General features: G+C 45.2%; 17 protein-coding genes. 3 read left to right on the plus strand and 14 right to left on the minus strand.

The genetic code is table 11. The features are described from left to right. Nucleotides 1-47: 47 nt before the first annotated feature. Both glgA and glgB read right to left on the minus strand, forming a co-directional pair. A complete protein-coding gene (gene glgA, locus AOU00_RS00745; protein ID WP_061828242.1) occupies nt 48-1,490 on the minus strand; it encodes a glycogen synthase GlgA in 1,443 nt (480 codons plus the stop codon). Between the two features lie 21 nt (nt 1,491-1,511). Next, on the minus strand, nt 1,512-3,434 hold the full coding sequence (gene glgB, locus AOU00_RS00750) for a 1,4-alpha-glucan branching protein GlgB (protein ID WP_061828241.1): 1,923 nt from the start codon (nt 3,432-3,434) through the stop codon (nt 1,512-1,514). A 236-nt stretch (nt 3,435-3,670) separates the two neighbouring features. Between glgB and AOU00_RS00755 the strand changes: the two genes are divergently transcribed. Further along, nucleotides 3,671-4,897 carry a glucose-1-phosphate adenylyltransferase gene (locus AOU00_RS00755; protein ID WP_061828240.1) on the plus strand — a complete coding sequence of 409 codons (1,227 nt, stop codon included), beginning with the start codon at nt 3,671-3,673 and terminating at the stop codon, nt 4,895-4,897. A gap of 80 nt (nt 4,898-4,977) precedes the next feature. Here the strand turns inward: AOU00_RS00755 and AOU00_RS00760 are convergent, their stop codons facing one another. From AOU00_RS00760 to AOU00_RS00780, 5 genes are all read right to left on the minus strand, one after another. Then, the gene (locus AOU00_RS00760) at nt 4,978-6,408 is read right to left on the minus strand and encodes a sensor histidine kinase (RefSeq protein ID WP_061828239.1); all 1,431 of its coding nucleotides are present in this window, start codon (nt 6,406-6,408) and stop codon (nt 4,978-4,980) included. Further along, nucleotides 6,405-7,103 carry a response regulator transcription factor gene (locus AOU00_RS00765; RefSeq protein WP_023988960.1) on the minus strand — a complete coding sequence of 233 codons (699 nt, stop codon included), beginning with the start codon at nt 7,101-7,103 and terminating at the stop codon, nt 6,405-6,407. Before AOU00_RS00765 ends, AOU00_RS00760 begins: the two co-directional genes overlap by 4 nt. A gap of 1 nt (nt 7,104) precedes the next feature. After that, nucleotides 7,105-8,439: a hypothetical protein gene (locus AOU00_RS00770; protein ID WP_061828238.1), complete on the minus strand. Its 1,335-nt coding sequence runs from the start codon at nt 8,437-8,439 to the stop codon at nt 7,105-7,107. Continuing rightward, complete coding sequence (locus tag AOU00_RS00775; protein WP_061828237.1) at nt 8,436-9,161, minus strand: phosphonate ABC transporter ATP-binding protein; 726 nt, start codon at nt 9,159-9,161, stop codon at nt 8,436-8,438. The genes AOU00_RS00770 and AOU00_RS00775 overlap by 4 nt, the downstream gene beginning before the upstream one ends. Nucleotides 9,162-9,243: 82 nt before the next feature. After that, nucleotides 9,244-10,401 (minus strand): MFS transporter, encoded by a 1,158-nt coding sequence (locus AOU00_RS00780; protein WP_061828236.1) that lies wholly within the window; start codon nt 10,399-10,401, stop codon nt 9,244-9,246. A gap of 439 nt (nt 10,402-10,840) precedes the next feature. Here AOU00_RS00780 and AOU00_RS00785 point away from each other — a divergent pair, with 439 nt between their 5' ends. Next, entirely contained in the window at nt 10,841-11,758 is a 918-nt protein-coding gene (locus AOU00_RS00785; protein ID WP_061828235.1) for a hypothetical protein, read from the plus strand. A 66-nt stretch (nt 11,759-11,824) separates the two neighbouring features. Beyond that, entirely contained in the window at nt 11,825-12,589 is a 765-nt protein-coding gene (locus AOU00_RS00790; protein WP_029517450.1) for an HAD family hydrolase, read from the plus strand. A 69-nt stretch (nt 12,590-12,658) separates the two neighbouring features. On the opposite strand, the gene AOU00_RS00795 is transcribed toward AOU00_RS00790, so the two are convergent. The 7 genes from AOU00_RS00795 to AOU00_RS00825 form a co-directional block, all read right to left on the minus strand. Beyond that, nucleotides 12,659-15,016, minus strand: coding sequence for a type IA DNA topoisomerase (locus tag AOU00_RS00795; RefSeq protein ID WP_069289671.1), 2,358 nt, complete (start codon nt 15,014-15,016; stop codon nt 12,659-12,661). Between the two features lie 528 nt (nt 15,017-15,544). After that, entirely contained in the window at nt 15,545-17,032 is a 1,488-nt protein-coding gene (locus AOU00_RS00800; protein WP_061831490.1) for a glutamate synthase subunit beta, read from the minus strand. Between the two features lie 236 nt (nt 17,033-17,268). Beyond that, on the minus strand, nt 17,269-17,757 hold the full coding sequence (locus AOU00_RS00805; RefSeq protein WP_061831491.1) for a dihydrofolate reductase: 489 nt from the start codon (nt 17,755-17,757) through the stop codon (nt 17,269-17,271). A gap of 17 nt (nt 17,758-17,774) precedes the next feature. Then, nucleotides 17,775-18,569: a thymidylate synthase gene (gene thyA / locus AOU00_RS00810; protein WP_013310507.1), complete on the minus strand. Its 795-nt coding sequence runs from the start codon at nt 18,567-18,569 to the stop codon at nt 17,775-17,777. Between the two features lie 254 nt (nt 18,570-18,823). After that, the gene (gene lpdA / locus AOU00_RS00815) at nt 18,824-20,245 is read right to left on the minus strand and encodes a dihydrolipoyl dehydrogenase (protein WP_061831492.1); all 1,422 of its coding nucleotides are present in this window, start codon (nt 20,243-20,245) and stop codon (nt 18,824-18,826) included. Nucleotides 20,246-20,248: 3 nt separating this feature from the next. Then, nucleotides 20,249-21,862, minus strand: a complete 1,614-nt coding sequence (locus AOU00_RS00820) for a 2-oxo acid dehydrogenase subunit E2 (protein WP_061831493.1) — start codon at nt 21,860-21,862, stop codon at nt 20,249-20,251. Nucleotides 21,863-21,896: 34 nt separating this feature from the next. Beyond that, nucleotides 21,897-22,877 (minus strand): alpha-ketoacid dehydrogenase subunit beta, encoded by a 981-nt coding sequence (locus tag AOU00_RS00825; protein WP_039271308.1) that lies wholly within the window; start codon nt 22,875-22,877, stop codon nt 21,897-21,899. Nucleotides 22,878-22,923: the final 46 nt, after the last annotated feature.

A 22,923-nucleotide genomic window follows, 5' to 3' on the forward strand; every position in this document is an offset into this window, starting at 1 on the left:
AAGGGATTCCCTTTTTCATTAACATGACTATGGTGTTCCTACTCTGTTCAGTCCGTCTTTGTTAGCAAATGGTAAATATCCATATATGCTTTAGCTGAAATATCCCAACTATATTCTCCTGCAAAAGCCGTCTGTGTAAGTTTCGACCAATGCTCAGATTGGCGATAAAAATGAACAGCACGACGAATAGTGTTCAGCATATCATGTGCATTGTAGTTCGTGAAACTAAATCCGTTTCCTTCCCCTGTGGACTCATTGTAAGCCTGCACAGTATCGTTAAGACCCCCTGTTTCTCGCACAATAGGGATACTTCCATAACGAAGCGCCAGCAGTTGGCTGATCCCGCAAGGCTCAAACCTTGATGGCATAAGATACATATCACTTGCCGCATATATTTTTCGTGACAGAGGTTCGCTAAAAGCGAGCTGCGCCGACATTTTCAGTGGATAGCGTCCCGCTGCCTCACGAAACCAATGCTCAAAAGCCGGATCCCCTGTTCCCAGCACGACAAACTGGATATCATCATAATACAGGATTTCGTCAAGCACTCTCGTTACCAGATCTAGCCCCTTCATATCTACAAGCCGGGTTACCATGGCAATCATAGGTACGTCTGGCCGCACCGGCAGACCCAACTCTTTTTGCAGGCCAATTTTGTTTTCCTTTTTCTTTGTCAGACTCGTGCGGTACTTCGAATAAATACGATTGTCCGTGGCAGGATTGTAGCTTTTGGTGTCAATTCCGTTCACAATCCCTGTTAAGCGACCCTGATCTCCCAATTTACGAAGCAGACCCTCCAGCCCGTATCCGTAAAATTCAGTTTGAATCTCCTCTGCATAGGTTGGACTCACGGTCGTGACATGATCCGAGTACGTAAGCCCACCTTTCATAAAATTCAGTCTGCCATGATACTCCACACCCTCGGGGGTGAAATAGCTTCCATCCAGGTTGAGCAGCTCAGTTAAGACCTCATACGGAAAATCCCCTTGATACAGCAGATTATGTATCGTAAACACTGTGCGAATATCGCTGTAGAAGGGCAAATGTCGATAATCGGCATTCAGAAGCAGCGGAACCATTGCCGTATGCCAATCATGACAATGCAAAATATCCGGCCGAAAGTTCAGTTCAGGCAGCATTTCTAAAATCGCCCGGTTAAAAAAGGAAAAACGTTCGCCATCATCCATATAACCGTAAATACCGTCACGACCGAAGTAATACTCATTGTCTATAAAATAAACCTTGATTCCGTCTAATGTCAGTTCCTCTATTCCGCAATATTGATTACGCCAGCCTACGGCTACTTGCTTCACCGCTACCGGACGCAGAGACTTTTTATAAGTATCGGGAATCCCCGCATATTTAGGTAAAATGATTCGGACGTCGCACCCCGCCTGACGAAGTGCCTTCGGCAGTGCGCCAATGACATCAGCCAACCCGCCTGTTTTAATAAATGGATGTGCTTCTGCTGCCGCAAACAAAATGTTCATATGTGCTTCCTCCTTATGTGTTTAATCTGCTTTTTTAGGCCTCCGAGGCGCTTTCTTGAGTACAACGATGCTTAAGGGTGGTATGGTCACCTCCAAGCTGTGAAGCTGTCCGTGGCAAGGAATGGAGGCGGTCCGTATCACTCCGGTATTTAGCTGGCTATTTCCCCCAAAGTCCTTATGATCACTGTTCAGCAGTTCGATATAACTCCCGGCCTTTTCCAGCCCAATTCGATAGTTCTCTCTGGGCACGGGCTGAAAGTTAATTAGCACGACCAGTGTATCTCCCGGCTTTTTACCTTTACGTAAATACGTAATTACGCTCTGCCCACGGTCCTCCGCTTCAATCCACTGATATCCATCCCACGAATGATCCAGTTCCCATAACGCCTTTTCCTGAATATACAAATGATTCAGCGCTTTCGTATAAGCGTGCAGCGAACGGTGACTATCATAATCCAGCAGAAACCAGTCAAGCTGCTCTTCATCCTTCCATTCGATGAATTGGCCGAATTCCCCTCCCATAAATAAGAGCTTTTTGCCCGGTGAGGTGATTTGGTAACCGAGAAGCGCTCGAAGCCCGGCAAATTTTTGCTCATAGCTACCTGGCATTTTATCAAGCAGCGACTTCTTACCATGAACAACCTCATCGTGCGACAACGGCAGTGTAAAATTCTCGCTGTACGCATAAGCTATGGGGAATGTCAGCAAATTATGGCGCTCTGGCCTTTGATCGAAATCCGTTTCGATATAATCAAGCGTATCGTTCATCCAGCCCATATTCCACTTGTAATTAAAACCGAGTCCTCCATCGCTTACCGGGGAAGTCACCATCGGCCAGGCACTGGACTCCTCTGCCATCATCAGAGCATACGGATAATAGCGGAATACTGTTTCATTCAGTTGTTGAAGGAAGGCAATAGCCTCCTCATTTTCAATGCCTCCTTTAGAGTTAAAACGATATTGACCGTCCTGCTTTTCAAAATCCAGCCGTAGCATACTTGTCACAGCATCTACGCGCAGGCCGTCAATATGGTACACATCCATCCAGAATAGCGCATTAGAAATCAGGAAAGAACGCACCTCCGGCTTGCTGTAATCAAACGTCAGCGTTCCCCAGCCGGGCTTTTCCGCAATCAGCGGATCCGCGTATTCGAACAGGGGCGATCCGTCAAACAGCCTTAATCCATGAGCATCTTTTGCAAAATGGGCTGGCACCCAATCCATCAGCACTCCGATTCCCGCCTGATGGCAACGATCCACCAAATACATAAAATCATGCGGCTCTCCATAACGGCTTGTGAGTGCAAAATATCCGGTAAGCTGGTAGCCCCAGGAAAGATCATACGGATGTTCACTCAGCGGCATCAGCTCAATATGTGTATACCCCATATCGGTCACATAAGGCACAAGAAGCTCAGCTATTTCCCTGTATGTATAAAACGTACCATCTTCTTTTTGCTTCCAAGTGCCCAGATGAAGCTCGTATATGTGCAGAGGCTTTCCATAAGGTGCTCTACGTTTTCGGCGCCAAATCGCATCGTTCCAAGCATAACCATCTATAGAAGCTACCACAGAAGCCGTTGCCGGTCTCACTTCAGCACGTACCGCGTAAGGGTCTGCTTTCAGAAATCGTTCACCATTTGCACCCGTAATGTCGTATTTGTAAAAAATTCCTTGGGATATCCCCGGAAAAAAACGACTCCAAAAACCGGATTTGGGAACCCTATATAAGGAATCCTGTTCCCCATTCCAGTTGTTGCGATCTGTAGCAAGCCCGACATGGAGAGCATGAGGAGCCCAGACCGTAAAGCGGACGCCCTGTTCTCCGTTCTCCACAGTAAGGTGGGAACCCAAAGATCGGTAGCTGTGATAAAGCGTTCCTTCATGAAACAAATAAATATCTTCTGATGAAATAGCCTGTTGCGGAAGAGTTTGGTCTGTCATCACGTCACCACCCTTATATGTTTTGTAGGTAAAAATGTATGAATCGGTAATGCATTCGCTTTTGGGTCAAAGCTGACCTGAGTTATTACCCCATTCTAGCCACAATGAACAGAAAAATGACTAGGAAAAAAATAAACCTTAGTTTTGGGGGAATCTTATATACCTTTTGGTTTCAAGAGTACCCCATACCGTTTATGTATGTACTACACTGACAACTAAACCGGGAGGGAAACGAAATGTTTAATAAAGAATGCATTGCCATGCTGCTGGCAGGCGGAGAGGGACGCCGTCTTGCTCCCCTTACTTCAACGATTGCAAAACCCGCCGTACCTTTTGGCGGTCATTACCGGATCATCGATTTTCCTCTCAGTAACTGCGTAAATTCAGACATTGATACTGTAGGTGTCTTGACGCAATATGAGGCAGAATCCTTGCACGAACATATCGGAGATGGAACACCATGGGGTCTTACAAAAACAGATGATAAAGGAATTACCCTGCTTCCATCTTATAACACAGGTAACGCTGAATACTTAGGAACGGCAGATGCTATTCATAAGAATATCGAATATATTGACAGCCAAAATCCGGAGCATGTGCTTATTTTATCCGGTGATCATATTTACTATATGAATTATCGTGAAATGCTGAACCACCATAAGGAAAAAGGAGCTGCGGCTACCATTTCTGTCATGGAGGTACCTTGGGATGAAGCACACCGTTTTGGTGTTATGAGTGCCGATGAAGATCTGCGTGTCACAGAATTTGCAGAGAAACCGGATAAACCGGAAAGTAATTTGGCCTCTATGGGGATTTACCTTTTCAAATGGGATTACTTGAGAAATTACTTGTTAGAAGACGCACAGGATGCTCAATCCAGTCATGATTTTGGTAAAGATATCATCCCTAAAATGTTAGCGGACCAAGAATCCTTGTACGTTTATGAATTCCAGGGCTATTGGAAGGACGTAGGTACCGTTAAAAGCCTATGGGATTCACACATGGATTTGTTAGAGGATGATTGTGCTATCGACCTTCAACGCAAGGACTGGCCGATGTATACACGTGAACGCCGCACAAGGTTGAGCGCACAAAAGGTACCTAACCGTCAAACACAACCATTGGGCAGCTTGTTGCATGATTCCTGCCAAGTAGAGGGTCGAATAGAACGCTCCGTTGTATTTAGTGGTGTCGAGGTAGGTAAAGGTTCAGCCATTAAAGAAAGTATCGTTATGCCTGACACACGCATTGGACGTAACGTCCATATTGAACATGCGATTATTGGTGAAGGTGCTGTGATTCGCGATGGTGCTGTCATTAAAGGTAAACCGGGCGAAATTATGGTCATCGGACCCAATGAAACGGTATTTGGTAAAATGGCGGTACGACCGCAAACTACACGTATGCTGAAAGAAGCTTACGAGCGCAATACACGCTTACGTGCCGAAGGTTTTACTTCATAACGTTACCCCAAATTAAAAACAGCCAGCCCTCCCGATTTGAGAGGACTGGCTGTTTTTCTAATTACACCTATAAGTAGGCTTTAAATCTGTCCTTCAGTAAGTTGTGATGGTTCCACGGATTGCTCTGCTTGCAGAGCAGGTAATGAAACCGTAATGGTAGTTCCAGCCCCCAGTTCACTTCTGATGAGCATCTGACCATGATGGCGCTCGATAAACTGTTGCGAGATGGCCAATCCCAGTCCAGTACCACCGTTTTGGTGGTCTACCTGGAAAAAGCGATCTCTGACTCTGGCAAGGTTTTCAGCACTAATTCCAATCCCTGTATCTTGTACGGATATCTCGATATTGCCATCCATCCGTTGTAGAGACAGAAAAATAATCGAACTTTCATGCGAAAACTTGATAGCATTATCCACAATGTTCAAAAACACCTGTTTTAGACGGTTACCGTCTCCATGGACGAGATATGCCGTTTCCTCCGAATCCAGCTGAAGTTTTATCTGCTTCATTTCTGCTTTGGCCCATACGTTCAGCATAATTTCCTGTAAAAGCTCCCGTAGATCCACCGTTCCCATCACAAGCTTCATGGCATTTTGCTCCAGCTTGGAAAAATCGAGAATTTCCTCTACCAAGCCAATCAGCCGATCGGTCTCCTTAGAAATAATCTTCATCCCGATTTTCGTCTCTTCCGGGTCATATCCGCCAGAATTTAACGTTTCACTCCAACCCTTAATAGATGTAAGTGGAGTACGCAATTCATGAGATATGGATGAAATAAAATCATCCTTGATTTGATTTGTTCTGACAATTTCCTGTGCCATATAGTTCAGAGTCGAAGCCAGTTCACCCAACTCATAACGATAATCGCCTTCAATGCGTGCATCAAACCTCCCCTGAGCCATCTGAGCAGATACATCGCGGATATTATTAATCGGTCTAACAATAGAATTCGCGAGCCCTGTGCTGACTACAAATACAATAACCAGTACAGCTGCCATGATGCCAAGAGAAAACAGCGTAATCGTAAACAGCTTATCATTTACCAATTCCAGCGAAGTCGTATACCGAATAACATACACCTGGTCTCCGACGATATTGTCAAGTTTTTGAGATACCGCCATCACCTGCTGCCCCGTACTCGGTTGCTTTCCGATCCATTTGCCTGTATCTCCAGCTAATGCTTGTGTAACATCACTTGTTTGCACACTTAGATCTGCTGCAAAATTCGTCGAGTTATCAATTACATTTCCCTGTTCATCGAGCAATTGCAGTTCAGTGAAGGGTAGAGAAAATGTATTTAACAAATACGATTGCAAAGACTGTTCCGGCTCTTTGAATTTGGGTGCAAATTCACTTACCGATTCGATACGGCTTTCGATATGTTTGTAAATGGAGTCATAATAGTACGACCGGAGTGCAAACATAAAAATGACTTCTACTAACAGAAGCGCCAAGAACACTACGAAAAAATAGTGAAGCACAATCTGTCGGCGAATCCCCTTTTTGATCATTGAGACTGACCTTTCCATTTATATCCATGTCCCCAGACTGTTTGTAAAAAAGCTGGCTCGGATGGATTGTTTTCAATTTTCTGCCGCAGACGTCGGATGTTCACATCCACAATTTTCGGATCGCCCATATATTCCTTGCCCCATACGTGGTCAAGTAGAACATCTCGGCTGAGCGGCGTGTTTTCTTTTTCGAGAAAAAATTGAATCAGGGAAAACTCAGTCGGTGTCAACTCGATCAGCTGCCCGCTCTTCTTAAATTGCTTAGCAATCAAATCTAGCGTGAACGGTCCGGATTGGAAGGATACTTTGGCTGCTGTTTCACGATGTACATTCACCCGACGCAATAACGATTGAATACGTGCAATCAGCTCCGTCGGGCTAAAAGGCTTGCTCACATGATCATCGGCCCCTACAGACAAGGCATACACCTTATCCTGCTCCTGTACTTTCGCTGTGAGAAAAATAATGCCGATGCGCTCATTCGTTTCCCGGATTCTCCGACAGACCTCAAAACCATCCATACCGGGTACCATTACGTCGAGCAGTGCAATATCAATATCCCGCACCGTGTTCAAAATATTCAGAGCCTCATGCCCTTCCGACGCCTCCAACACCTCAAAACCGTTACGTTTCAAGTTAATGACGATAAAGCTGCGAATGGATTCCTCGTCTTCCATGATTAAAACTTTACTCACTCTACTCTACCTGCCTTTCCCCCATCTTGTTTTTAATGGTTTTACGCGGTTCCAGCTCACTGGATCGCTTAATGCCAATGACCTGCGCATTCGTTCTCCACAGTTGGCTATAACCTTCGTTGTTTCGCTCCCATTGTGACAACGAGAAAAATTTAATTTCCGCTATCGTTTTGTCTGTATCATCCAAAATGAAGCGCAAATAACTGTCCTTCTTCGAAACTTTCGGATCAATAGTCACCTTGCCATGCAGCTCTTTCGGTAATCTGAAGTAGACCTGTTCATTAGAATCACGATACTGCTGCTGCTTAAAAAGCGTCCCTTTCGCCCCGTCCCACTGATAGAACGACACAAAATATGGAACCTCATCCAGCGGCTTGTTACTCCAACCTTTAGGCTTCTCCAAATTACCAAATTCCAGAATGCCGTCACCATCCACATCACCACTGGCGATGGTCGCATCCTTGAAGGTGACATCCATAAGATTAAGCTTCCTGAGCTTGCCGTGATCCATCACAATAACATTGGAAACGGTAGTGGTCTGGGCAATTTTGGTGTCTATAATAACCCCCTGCCTACCCTCGGCTACCTTGCCAGCAACGACATTATAGACACTTAAGACCTGACTGTCCAAATCCAACGATCCGATTTCCTTAAAGGTTCCCCCACTGAATTGAAACGTTTTAACAGTAAAGAATTCATTACGTCGCAGCGTGATAATCGTCAAATCATTCAAATTATCCCCGTTCAAGTCCATCTTGTTATGGTTAAAATCATCTACGACGAAGTCCGTATAACCTGTAGCATATATTTTCTCCAGAGTTCCTCCGGTATAGGAATACACGATGAGTCCCTTCTGATCCCCGCCATCGCCACTATCTCCGCTGGAAAAACCCGCTACAATATCGAGTGTTCCATCATTCGTTAAATCCACGAGCTTAAATGACTCCAGCACAGTGCCTTCCCCATCAAACGTCAGCTTCTTTACCCACGTTCCGCCCTGATCTTCAAACAAGGCACCATGTATTTTTACGCTCTCATCTGGTGTTTCATAAAAGAGCACTGCTTCGTCTGTGCCATCATTGTTCAGATCACCCGTCCGAATTGGTGTCGGGTCATCTGGGTCATTCGGCCTTAAAGGCTGTACCGCCCCTAGCTGCGTATTCACTGCACCATTCAACTGCTGTTTCTCGTCAGACATCGTCGGTGTCTCCATCAGCGAAATGGGATCGCTAATAACATTACAGCCGCTTAAAAATCCAGCAAGGAGCAGCAAGGAACAGCAGCCAGCCACCATTCTTAACAGCATTATATTCACTTCTCTTGCCGTCCCCTTCACAATTTGTTCTTTTCTGCTTGTGTCAATCGTCTTCCCTGAATATCAAACACCAACTCACCATCATTCAACCCCCATATACGGGAAGCAAAGTGTTCAGCCATTTCCAGCGGCAATACAGTCATGATCGTCACCCGCTCGTCAGAACACAGCTTGCGAAAGGTCTCCAATACATGCGCTGCCGAAGCTGGATCAAGTCCATTTACAGGCTCATCAGCTAAAATAACTTTAGCTCCGTGCACGAGAGCACGCGCAGTCGCTACCCGCTGCCGCTCGCCACCGCTGAGCTTGTCACATTTATCATGCGCCTTATCCAGCAGACCCAGATCCTCCAGTACGTCCATCGCTCCCATATAATCGTCGGAACGCACCATACCCGTCACCATTCTCCACATTGGAGTTTGACCGGATCTGCCAATGAGCACATTTTTAAGAGCGGTTCGATTCATATTTAGATGCGGGTTTTGCTCCAGGTATGCCCATTCCCGCTTTATTTTCTTCTTGCCCGTCCACCCGGATTTCAGCACATCATTGCCACCTACAATTAAACTGCCTTCATCCCATGGCTCTTGTAAAGCAAGACAGCGAAGCAGCGTTGTTTTGCCGCTTCCACTTGGCCCCACTATGGCAATAAATTCGCCCTGATGAATTTCAGCATCAATTCCTCGAAGTAGCTGGGTCCGTTCAGGCCCCACTTGCTTGGTCAGCTTCCGAATTTTAATCATCTAAGTGATTCCCCTTTGCGCGCCATCAATACTGTTTATATTTTATAGTAAATGTGAAACAAATACCATGCAAACCGCAGTTTTAAACCGCCGTTACTCTTTTTCTGGAAACCAAACCTAACAATCCGAAAACAACGTAACTACCTCCAAGGACAAGAAACATACTGCCTTGGGTTCCAAAGTCCAGCAACCCTCCGCTAATATTAGGTCCGATCACACTTCCCAGATTAAAATGAAAGGATGCCAGTACATTCGCGGCTGCTAAAAATGATTTGGGCAGCAGATCAGCGGCATAGGCCAAACCGAGGGAGAAAAAGGAGCCTACTAAACCACCTGCTAGGGTCAGCAATATCAAAGTGAACATAAATTGATTGCCGCTCCAAGGTAGCAACATAAAGGTCATTCCCCCTGCTATACCTACGCTCATTAGCACCTTTTTACGTCCCCAACGGTCACTCAATATCCCTAGCGGTAGCTGCAGCACTAATCCTCCCAAACTGACGAACGGCAGCAAGGCGGCGATTTCATCGGTATGAAAGCCAATACGCAGGCCATAGACTGGAAAGTTACTGTTCAGGCTCGCTTCCATATAGCCGTATAGAAATGCAGGCAAAAGAGCGTACCATGCCCAGCTGTAGCTACGGCGAAATCTTTGAGTGGGACGCGCCTCGGACTCCAGCTTCTCCGGTCTGGAGTCCGGCAGCTTTATTAACACCAATAACAAAACAAGCAAACATAATAAGGCCAACGCAGCGAATGGAACCAGCATTCCATAATCGAGTAGCCATAATCCCAATGGTCCTAATGCAAAACCCAGACCGTATGACATACCATAAAAGGAAATGTTGCGGCCTCGCTTCTCTGCTGGAGTCACCAGCAATATCCATAGCTGCGCAGAGTAGTGCAATGCACTGTCACCAATACCTACTAGCAGACGCAGTATGAACCATACCCGAATATCAGGGATTAGCGGGAATAGCAGCAGCGTAACGAGCACTAGCACAAGCCCTCCGGCCATCAGCTTTTTGAACCCTAACCACCCCAATGTCCGTTCTGCCACCAACGTCATTGCGAATGAACCAATATACAGGGCAGCCGCATTCATTCCGTTTAGTGAAGATGAAACTCCCATTTGTTCCAATGAGATAGACAGAATAGGTAATAATAAACCTTGGCATAATCCGGCAACAATAATAACAGCAATTAAAATAAAATAATGAACCCGTAACGACGACGACATCCTAGCTCCTCCTGATCGGACAAATAAAATAATTAAAATCAATGTTAAGAAATGATTTGCATTTGATTCCATAATCAATAATAATTCTTATCACTATGTATTCCATGCCGTCCTGCAAAACCGGCAAATCACATATACAAATTCAGGTGTAATTAGTGTATTAAAGAATAGAAGAAAAAAATCGCCATCTGAGATGACGATTTTACGGAAAGAGCTTGTCTGGTATGTATCCGACTCCTTCGGTTAAGGAGCCTCGTATGTTCAATCCGAACCCATTCACGTCACAACGCACTATTTCATATTATAGTGGACAATCTCTGGCAGAACAAGCCATAATAAATAAGTGAGCAATTATTAAAATGCTCATGTTTTGCTTATGGACGGGCTTAATTACGTTCACCGCTCTGGGCTAGAAGACAGAATAGGAGGCATTGGTTCCATGAGTTATCAAATTAAAATAGACACTTCTCCAATTTATGAATTGCTCGGCAGCTTCATGGCCTATGTGACTAAAAAGTGGGTCCAAGATATGGACTTGGGACATGAATGGATCGACAAGGTAGATGCACGACTACAACATGAAGTTCGTACTGAGCTTGCTACAGCTCAGGATTGCCCTTTTAGCGATTATGACGCACTCTATGCCTGGGCGTTACTTCGACCGGAATCGGATGAAATATCTGATTATATCTCTTATTTGGACCACGGTCCGGATAAAGATATGTTTGAGCTGCTCGTTCCGCATATCCCTTTTTTAACCTTTGAAGAATCTTTACGCATTCGTAAGGTATACGCACCACTCCTTAGATTGTGGGATCGTGATTATTTTCGGGCCTTGGAAGGCGAACTACGTGTGTTGGCAGAAGAAGACGCTGCGGAAAAACGCATGCTGCTGAGTAAGATGGAACCGGAAGCACTGGTTGAATATGCGACAGCTGGACTAGTCGTGCCACACGTGGAAGACCTGGATACAGTAGTCCTATTTCCGGTTGTCCATAATCGCCCGATTAATTCATACTGTTTTTATACCCGCACACTTCTGATCCAGTATCCGGTAGATATCCCCGAGGAGAGCGAGGAAGAACCGCCTACGCTTCTGCTACGGCTCACTCGAGCTGTCAATGATCCGCAGCGACTGCGAATTCTACGTTATGTAGCTCAAGGTCCTAAGTCTCTCGAAGACATGCGCCACGATTTGAGCCGTTTGGAAGATACACTCATGTCTGATATGATGATTTTACGAGTGGCTGGTCTGCTCCGTATTCACATCGGACGTTATCATAAGGAAAAATTCAGCATCCGTCCCGATGGCGCGGCTGATTTACAGGTATTTTTGGAATCCTATATTGGATTGTAATTTGAATTGTACTTTTAGTTATAACCGAAGCAGCGTTAAAGCTTTGGCTTGGAAGGAGTATGCATCATGTCGTATCCGAAGCAGCACATTTTATTTGATCTTGATGACACCTTAGTCCACTGCAACAAGTATTTTGACCTTATCCTCAACCACTTTTTCGATTTGCTTCAGGAATGGTTTGCAACTCATAACCTAACGAAAAATACGATTCGTGAAAAACAAATCGAAATTGATGTGGCTGGAGTTCATCAGGTGGGCTTTGCCAGCGAGCATTTCCCACAATCTCTGATAGATACGTACCAATTTTTCTCGGAACAATTCGGACGCCGTCTCGATTCACGGGAAGAGCAGGAGCTTCGCTCTCTTGGCCGAAGTGTATACGAACAGGAAATCGAACCGTATCCAGGCATGGTCGAAACGCTGAACTCCCTCCAAAAAGCAGGGCATTCCCTTCATCTTTATACTGGTGGTGAGCAGATCATTCAAGAAAGAAAGATTGAACAAATGAAACTGGCTACCTACTTTGATGACCGCATCTACATTCGTCAGCATAAAAATGTTGAAGCACTGGAAGAAATCATCCAGATGAATCGCTTGGACCGAAGCATCACCTGGATGATCGGGAATTCTCTGCGCACTGATGTATCTCCAGCCCTTGCCGCAGGTATTCATGCTGTCTATCTCAAGCAGCCTAAGGAATGGATTTACAATATGGTTGAATTGCAAAAAAACGTGAACTCCGTGATGTATACGATACAGAAGCTGACGGAAGTACCACGGGTTATCCACGAAAGCATACAATTACATCAACAAAAAAGGACCCTCGGATAGGGTCCCTTTTTTGTATTTAAATTGTTATTCAACCTTTGTTTCAGCCAAAATAGTGGTCTAAACCCTGTCTCAGGATTCCTCTCGAACGCTAAGTTGTCCTGTACCTGGTTCATTCAGAATAATTCGCGCTTTGACGGTCGATTCATCTTTACGCTTAAAAGACAACAATTGCGTCTGTCCCTTTGTCAACAGAGACTTGAGCATCGTTTCGGTAATCTGCTTGCCAGCATATTCCTTCCAGACGACAAAACCACAGCCCTGCTTGTAGTGGCTGCACCCATACCCTTTACGCCCTTCAATAATGCTTCCGCCACAATTAGAGCATGGGCAGCTACCCAAAGCTTGCCTTTGGCTCACTGAAATGCCTGAGTGTCCGTCGGAAGAGCTGCGTGCAACGGAACCTGCTGTTCCTGCAGCACGACTTGCTGGTGGTGCTGCTTGCTCCAGCGTTGCGCTTCCAGCGTTACCACCGCGTCCTGATGTAGCACGCCCCACCCCCTTGGCGGCGGTGCGTCCACTCGCACGTGCACTACGTGCGCCTTCTTTTCCAGCCGCACGCTTCCCCCTTGCTTCCTCGCCAAAGGCATTGGCCGGAGCCGGTGGCTGCTGCCTCACCTTGTCAATGATGGACAACGTAAATCTTTTAACGTTATCCATAAATTTCTCCTGAGCCGCCTCACCCTTGGAAATTTGATGTAGACGACGTTCCCATTGACCTGTCATCTCCGGCGAGGCTAATAGATCAACCCCGGCATGACGGATCAGATCAATAGCCATCTTTCCCTTTTCCGTAATAAGAATCTTTTTGCCCTTCATTTCAATATAGCCAACCTTTTTCAATCGTTCAATTGTGGCAGCCCGTGTGGCAGGTGTGCCTAAGCCGGCATCCTTCATGACCTCACGTAATTCCTCATTCTCCATCTGTTTGCCCGCGCTTTCCATCGCCTTAAGCAATGTACCCTCCGTGTAGCTTTTGGGGGGCTGAGTTGCCTTTTCTTTCATCTCAGCGCGAACACACTCCACCGGACGCCCCGCATCAATCTCAAACTTCTTGTCCGTCCACTCGTCCGTTTCCTCTTCATCCTCTTTTTTCGATGATTTGCTCTTTTTACCTTTATCCTGGTCAACCTTACTTAAAACCACTTTCCATCCCAAGGAAAGAAGCTCTTTGATATTTGTTTTAAACAGATGCTTGTCCACCTGCGTCATTACGGTATGCATTTTATATTCAGCAGGCGGAAAAAAATGCGACAAAAACCTACGAATAACCAGGTCATATACATTTTGTTCCTCCTTGCTTAGCGTACCTGGTCTTTTTAACGTTGGCAGAATAGCATGGTGATCCTCAACACGAGATGGATTGCAGACCGATTTATTCTGTTTATGGACCAAGTTGGGGTTGGCTTGTTGTACCAGATCAGCATAAGGACCTGTCCCCAGCATCCGTAGCGCCTTGTGCATGCCGTCTATATTTTGCTCTGTTACATAGTTAGAATTAGTACGAGGGTAGGAAATGACCTTGTGACGCTCATAAAGCGCTTGTGCCACATCTAGTGTTTTTTTGGCCGAATAACCGTACTTGGCATTCGCCTCGCGTTGAAGCAACGTTAAATCGTACAATTTAAAAGGATACTCTTTTGTCTGCTTTGTGTCATATTTGGTGATTTTACCCGTTTTTCCGCGAACGGCCGCAGCGATCGCCTCAGCTTCCTCCGGCTTCGTCAGCCGATCCCCCTGCCACGCACCTTTGTACTTGATCTGATCTTGCTTGAATTCAGCCCACACATCATAGAAGGTTTGAGACTGAAATGCCTCAATTTCCTTTTCCCGGTCATGAATCAGTGCCAGCACGGGAGTCTGCACCCGTCCTACTGACAGCAGTGTATTATGACGTGTTGTGAACGCTCTGGAAGCATTCATTCCGATCAGCCAATCCGCTTCACTTCGTGCCCTTGCAGCTTGAGTCAGAAATTCAAATTCTGAAGCATCTCGCAATCGTTCAAAGCCTGTCGCAATACTCTCCGCTGTCAAATCTGAAATCCACAGTCGCTTAACTGGCTGATGCAACTTCAATTGCTGTTGAATCAACGCAAAAATATATTGCCCTTCCCGTCCAGCATCACAAGCATTTACGATGGCATTGCAGCGTTTAGCCAGTTCACCAATTATTTTCAGCTGATCCTTTGTTTTCGGATTCGGTACAATTTTGAACTGCTCAGGGATAATAGGAAGATCCTTAATATTCCATCGTTTGTACTTAGTATCGTATGCATCCGGCTCAGCCAAACCCAGCAAATGTCCGATCGCCCAGGTTACAATGTATTTCTCCCCTTCCAAATAGGTACGGTTATTTTTTGCCCGCGGCTCCATAACGGCGGCAATCGTCCGTCCCATATCTGGTTTCTCAGCAATAATCAACGTCTTCATTCATACTCCATTCCTTCCTGACGGCCTTCTGTTTCTCCTCCATGAATCATACATATACATGGAATGTTAATGAAAACACAGGTATCCCGGCCTCATGCAAAAGGAGCCTTCTCCCGACGAAAGCTCCTTTGTAAATTCATTTAGTCAAACGCTTCAACAATATACGTGTATTATACCATAGATACCATGGTTCTCTCAGGTCATGATTTTATAAAGTCAACAAAAGTTATGTAGATGTTAATTTATATTACATAAGAATCGGCTTTTATCTAATTTTCTTGTGAAATAATCCTTTTTTCTATAAAAAAATCTACACTAAACACCCCTTTTTATGTTATGATCAATTTAGATAAGAAATATATGGTGATACGATTAAATTTAAGTTATGTTATATAACATATATTTCACAATGTTTCACAGCTCAATAATCATTTATTCATTTTTCGCTTCTGGCAGACTCAGCTTGAAATACAATAAAGCCCCATCCGAAGATGGAGCTTTGACTGATCCCTAACATGAAATTTATAATTACACCAAAACGGTAGCGCCCATGAGGTATTTATCAACTTCTCGTGCAGCTTCTCGACCTTCATTAATAGCCCACACGACAAGACTTTGTCCGCGACGCATATCACCTGCAGCAAAAACCTTATCCACATTAGTAACATATTTTCCATAACGTGCTTTAACGTTGGAACGACGGTCCGTCTCCAAACCAATTTGCTCTACAATCGTTTGCTCAGGACCATCAAATCCAATGGCAATAAGAGCGATTTGTGCAGGGAATACGCGCTCCGTACCTGGAATCGGTTGATAGATTTTGCGCCCAGTTTCATCAACAATCCGTTGAATTTGAATGGTGTGTAGCTCTTTCAGATTACCGTTCTCATCACCTACAAATTTGGTCGTCATGATGGAGAACTCACGTGGATCTTCTCCGAACAACGCCTTAGCTTCTTCCTGTGCATAATCGAGAGAATACACGTTTGGAAATTGCGGCCAAGGATTGGCAATCGGGTCACGCTCCATAGGCGCTTTGGTGTGTGTGCCAAATTGAGTGACACTCCGACATCCATGACGCAAAGAAGTAGCTACACAGTCCGAACCCGTATCACCGCCACCGATTACAATAACGTCCTTACCTTGGGAAGACAAATAGTTGCCATCTTCCAGATTGGAGTCCAAGTAACTTTTGATGGTACCATTCAGATAATCCATCGCATAATGAACACCCTTTAAATCGCTACCTTCAATGTTGAATTCTCTTGGCTTCGTAGAACCACCGCATAGGACAACAGCATCATATTCAGCAATCAACTGATCGGTAGGGATATCTTTGCCAATTTCCGTATTTGTGATGAATTGAATACCTTCAGCCTCCAGCAAATCCACACGCCGCTGAACAACCTTCTTATCCAATTTCATGGACGGTATGCCATACATCAATAATCCACCCACACGATCTGCACGCTCATACACAGTCACGCTGTGCCCTGCTTTGTTAAGCTGTGCAGCCGCAGCCAAACCTGCCGGACCCGAACCGACAACAGCCACTCGTTTGCCTGTACGCTTTTCTGGCGGATTAGGGACAACCCAGCCTTCCTCAAAACCCTTTTCGATAATAGCTTCCTCAATGGTTTTAATTGTAACAGACTGTCCGATCAGGCCGACTGTACACGAACCTTCACATGGCGCAGGACAGACACGACCTGTAAATTCCGGGAAGTTATTTGTTTTGTGCAGCCGCTCTAGCGCTTCCTTCCACAAACCACGGTATACGAGATTGTTCCATTCCGGAATGAGATTATGAACCGGGCAGCCTAAAGTTGCTCCCATGATATCCATCCCCGTATGACAATAAGGAGTTCCGCAGTCCATACAACGCGCCCCTTGGGTACGCAGCTCTTCTTCAGACATATGCTTATGGAATTCTTCCCAATCCTTTATACGCTCTGCCGGGTCCCGGTCTGTAGGAAGCTGTCGTGTGTATTCCATAAATCCAGTTGGTGTAGACATGTTACGTTCCCCCATCTCTTCGCTTATGAACCCCGATCATCCATTCAGAATTTAAGTCAAATTCGAATTTGCCTGTTGTATTATGAAAGGGTCTGTTCTCGTTGAATTTGATTTATTGTATCACAATACAGCGTAAAAGTAATGAAAACTTATGCAACTTTTTGCATCAACACCAAAAGGATTTTTTATATGGTTTATTAATTTTTCAAATGAGTGGGGTCGGATACAGTCTATTCTTATTCTGTTTTCTCGTAAACAACAAAACGGTACTCATATGGATTTCTGTCATCCTTGATACCCGGAGTCTCACTAACTATATTCCAACCGTTCCAATCCAGCTCGGGGAACGTTGTATCACCTTCAAAAGTCTCCTCAATCCGAGTCACAATCAGCCGATCGGCATGTGGCCAAAACAGTGCATAAATTTCTGCTCCTCCAATGACCATTAGCTCCTCCTGTTTTGCTAATTGGAGCCCTTCTTCCAGTGAATGAATCACTTCCGCACCTTCCACCCGATAGCGCTGATCTCGAGTCAAGACGACGTTACGTCGGTTTGGCAGGCTTTTTCCTCCAAAGGATTCCCACGTCTTGCGCCCCATGAGTACCGTTTTATTAATCGTCTGCTCTTTGAAAAAGGCCATGTCTCTAGGGAGGCGCCAGGGAAGTTTGTTATCCCGGCCAATCACACCATTTTGTGCCATAGCCCATATCATTGAAATGCCCATTTTTCCACCTCCTCTAATCAGATGGCGACAGGCGCCTTAATCCCTGGATGATACTCGTAATTTTCAAAAGCAAAATCGTCATAGGTATAATCAAAAATCGAATCCGGTTTGCGCAGAATTTTTAACTGAGGCAACGGATAAGGATCACGTTCCAGCTGTGTATGCACTTGTTGCATATGATTTGAATAAATATGCACATCGCCACCTGACCAAATAAATTCGCCGGGCTCCAAACCACACTGCTGTGCAACCATATGCGTAAGCAATGCATAACTCGCGATATTGAACGGCAGCCCTAGAAAGGTATCCACAGAACGCATTGTTAGCATACAGGAAAGCTTTCCTCCAGCTACATAGAACTGAAATACAAAGTGACATGGCGGCAACTTCATGGATTCGATTTCTGCCACATTCCAAGCACTGACGATGTGTCGACGTGAGTCCGGATTGTTTTTAATAGCCTCTATGACATTCGCAATTTGATCAATATGTTGCCCGTCTGTTGTTTCCCACGAGCGCCATTGCGATCCATATACAGGCCCCAGATTCCCCTGCTCGTCCGCCCACTCATCCCAAATGGTAACTCCGTTCTCCTTGAGATAAGAAATGTTGGTATCTCCCCGCAAAAACCATAACAGCTCATGAATAACGGATTTCAAATGAACTCTTTTGGTGGTCACCAAGGGAAAGCCCTTGGCCAGATCAAAACGGAGTTGTCTTCCGAAAACAGATAGTGTCCCCGTTCCTGTACGATCCTCTTTTTTTACTCCATTCTCTAAAATATCCTCCAGCAGTTCCAAATAGTTGCGCACGTTATTCCTCTCCTTTGAGCATGAATAAAAACCTGGCATCGCCAGATTCTAATCTTTAAAATTCTTTTTCTGCACCAATATCTATATTTAGTTTATCATGTACGGTGCTTCGTTGACCATGTACTGTGTGAATTTTCATAGTAGTCCTGAAAATCCTAAAGTTTGAAAAAAAAGAGACAAAGAGCGCAGATATAGCGCTCCTTGCCTCTCTTTGTCATGTATGAAAACCAAAAACGAGATAATGAAAAATGGTATTAGCGACGTGGTGCCAATGCATGGATCGGATGACCCAGCACGACTTCCGCTGCTTCCATAACGATTTCGCCCAATGTAGGGTGAGCATGAATAGTCAAGGAGATATCTTCGAGTGTAGCACCCATTTCAATCGCCAGACCCAGCTCAGCAATAAGGTTGGAAGCTTCCAGACCTACGATTTGCGTACCCAGTACCAGACCTGTGTCAGCGTCAGCTACGATTTTCACAAAACCTTCAGCAGCGTTCAGGGAAACCGCACGACCGTTTGCTCCATAAGAGAACTTGCCAACTTTGACATTGTAGCCTTTTTCTTTGGCTTCTGTCTCTGTGTAGCCTACGCTGGAGCATTCTGGATCTGTGAAAACGACAGCTGGCATACATTTGTAATCTACTACAGACGGCTCGCCTGCGATTGCTTCAGCAGCCACTTTACCTTCGTAAGAAGCTTTGTGTGCCAGAGCAAGACCAGCTACGATATCGCCGATTGCAAAGATGTGAGGAATGCTAGTACGTCCTTGGTGATCAACTTTCACCATTCCGCGCTCATCCAGTTCTACGCCGATCAGATCCAGACCCAGTTCACCGTCTGTGTTTGGACGACGTCCAACAGTTACAAGCAGATAATCAGCAGTTACTTCTTTACTTTCGCCGTTAACGGAGAATTTCACCGTTACGTCTTTATCTGTTTGCTCTGCACTTTCCGCTTTAGCACCAGTGAAGATTTCGATACCAGTTTTCTTCATGCTTTTCGCAACGATCGAAGTCATATCTTTGTCGAAACCAGGAAGCACTGTATCCATACCTTCAATGATCGTTACTTTGGAACCGAATTTGGAGTACATTTGTCCAAGCTCTGCACCAATGTATCCACCACCGATTACGATCAGGCTTTTTGGAATTTCAGGCAGGTTCAATGCTTCTGTAGAAGACAGAATGCGTCCGCCAAATGGGAATGGTTTCAGTTCGATTGGACGGGAACCTGTTGCGATAATTGCATTTTTAAAACGGTAACGTGGTGATTCATGTTCGTTGAATACACGCGCTTCGTTTTCGTTGATGAACATGCACTCGCCATTGAAAACTTCAACTTTGTTGCCTTTGAGCAAGCCGCTTACGCCGCCTGTCATTTTTTTAACAACGCCGTTTTTGAATTCTTGTGTTTTAGCAAAGTCTACTTTTACATTTTCAGCTGTAATACCGAAGGACTCGCCATGTTTAGCTGCTTCGTATTGGTGAGCTGCAGAGATCAAAGCTTTGGATGGAATACATCCACGGTTCAGACAGACACCGCCCAGCTCAGATTTGTCTACGATCAATACGCTTTGTCCCAATTGTGCGGCACGGATGGCAGCTACATAGCCGCCAGGACCCGCACCGATAACCAATGTGTCAATATCCAGAGAAGCGTCTCCTACTACCATTGATTACACCTCCATAACAAGCAGCTCAGGGTTAGCGAGCAGCTGTTTGATATAGTTCATGAAGTTTTGAGCAGTTGCACCGTCAATAATACGGTGGTCAAAGCTCAAGGAAAGAGCCATTACTGGAGCGGCTACAATTTCACCGTTTTTCACGACTGCTTTTTCACTGATGCGGCCAGTACCCAAAATCGCAACTTCAGGGAAGTTAATGATTGGAGTAAAGAACATACCGCCTGCAGAACCGATGTTAGTGATGGAAATTGTACTTCCTCTCATTTCGTTCGCAGCCAATTTTCCATCACGACCGCGCACAGCTAGATCACGAATGGAATCAGCAATCATCCAGATACTCTTACGATCAGCATCTTTGATAACAGGAACGATCAAGCCGTTGTCTGTATCTGTAGCGATACCGATGTTGTAGTATTTTTTGTAGACAATTTCGTTTGCTTCTTCGTCGATTGTGGCATTCAGAGCCGGGAATTGACGAGAAGCAGCAACCAAAGCTTTTACGATGAATGGCAGGTATGTTACTTTTGTGCCTTTCTTCTCAGCAATTGGTTTGATACGAGTACGGAAAGCAACCAGTTCAGTTACATCTACTTCATCCATAATCGTAACGTGCGGAGCCGTATAAGCCGATTTAACCATAGCATTGGAAATAGCCTTGCGGATACCTTTAAATGGTACGCGCTCTTCCTCAGCACGTGGATCTGCTGCTGGTGCGGATGCTGCTGCAGCTTTCGCTTCTTTCTTAGCAGGCTCTTGTGCTTTTGCAGCTTCTTTCGCTACTGGTGTAGCCGCTTGGCCTCCACCATTTTTGAAAGCTTCTACATCTTCTTTGGTGATTTTACCATTTTTGCCGGAGCCACTCACTTGAGCGATGTTTACACCTTGCTCACGAGCAAATTTGCGGACGCTAGGTGTAGCTAATACATCTTTGTTAGAAGCAGCAGGAGTTGCAGCTGGTTTAGTGTTAGCTCCGCCTTGTGCAGCATCCTGTTCTTGTTTAGCAGCAGCTGGTGCTTCTTCTTGTTCAGGAAGTTCACCCTCTGCAGCGATTACAGCTACGACTTGACCTACGTTAAAGATGTCACCGTCTTTGGCAAATACTTCTTGTACTGTACCATTAACCGGACAAGGAACTTCAACTACAGCCTTATCGTTTTGTACTTCCATGATGATATCTTCATCTGTTACTTTGTCGCCGGGCTTGATGTGCATCTTGATGATTTCGCCTTCGTGAAGACCTTCACCCAGCTCTGGGAATTTATATTCAAATCTAGCTGTACCTGCAGCTCCGCTTTGTGCAGCAGCACTTGGCTCAGGGCTAGCAGCTGGTGCTTCTGGTGCTTCTTCTTGTTCAGGAAGTTCACCTTCTGCATCAATTACAGCTACGACTTGACCTACGTTAAAGATGTCACCGTCTTTGGCAAATACTTCTTGTACTGTACCATTAACCGGACAAGGAACTTCAACTACAGCCTTATCGTTTTGTACTTCCATGATGATATCTTCATCTGTTACTTTGTCGCCGGGCTTGATGTGCATCTTGATGATTTCGCCTTCGTGAAGACCTTCACCTAGCTCCGGGAATTTATATTCAAATTTAGCCACGTTTAAAACCTCCCAAATTTACGGTGTGCTTTAATTAAAATTCCAATACTTTATTAACCGCATCAATGATACGTGTTGGCGTTGGCAACCAAGTATCTTCAATTTGAGCAAAAGGATAAACGGTATCCGGGCCTGCTACACGCAGAACAGGTGCTTCCAGATGCAGGATTGCTTTTTCGTTAATTTGTGCAATAACTTCAGCAGCTACACCGGAGCTCTTTTGCGCTTCTTGAACCACGATAGCTCGGTTGGTCTTTTGAATAGAAGCAACAACGGTATCAATGTCAATCGGACTAATGGTACGCAAATCAATGATTTCCACTTTGATACCTTTTGTTTTTTCCAGCTCATCAGCAGCTTTAACCGAAGTGTGCACCATCATACCGTAAGTAATGATCGTCACATCGGAACCTTCACGAACTACGTTAGCTTTGCCCAGTTCAACTGTGTAATCATTCTCAGGAACTTCAGCGCGGAATGCATGATACAAGTTCAAATGCTCCATGAAAAATACTGGATCATTGTCGCGAATAGACGCGATCATAAGACCTTTTGCATCGTAAGGGTTGGAAGGAACAACAACCTTGATACCAGGTGTTTGAGCCAGAAGACCTTCCAAGGAATCTGTATGCAGCTCGGCTGCCTTAACACCGCCACCAAAAGGTGTACGGAATACGATTGGAGAATTGTAACGTCCACCGGAACGGTAGCGCATACGGGATGCTTGAATTGCCATTTGATCGAGTGCTTCAAAGATAAAGCCTACGAACTGGATTTCAGCTACAGGGCGGAAGCCTTGGATACCCAGACCCACAGCAAGACCTCCGATTGCGGATTCCGCCAGCGGAGTATCGAATACACGTTCTTCGCCAAATTCTTTTTGCAGACCTTCTGTAGCGCGGAATACGCCACCTACATGACCTACGTCTTCACCGAAAAGCAGGACGTTAGGGTCGCGTTTCAACTCTACGCGCAGTGCGTCACGAATCGCTTCTTTCATGTTCATTTGTGCCATTTGCTTCATTTCCTCCTTAAACATTGACAGATCAATTTCAGTTCAG

This window comes from Paenibacillus polymyxa (assembly GCF_001719045.1).
Lineage (GTDB): Bacteria > Bacillota > Bacilli > Paenibacillales > Paenibacillaceae > Paenibacillus > Paenibacillus polymyxa_B.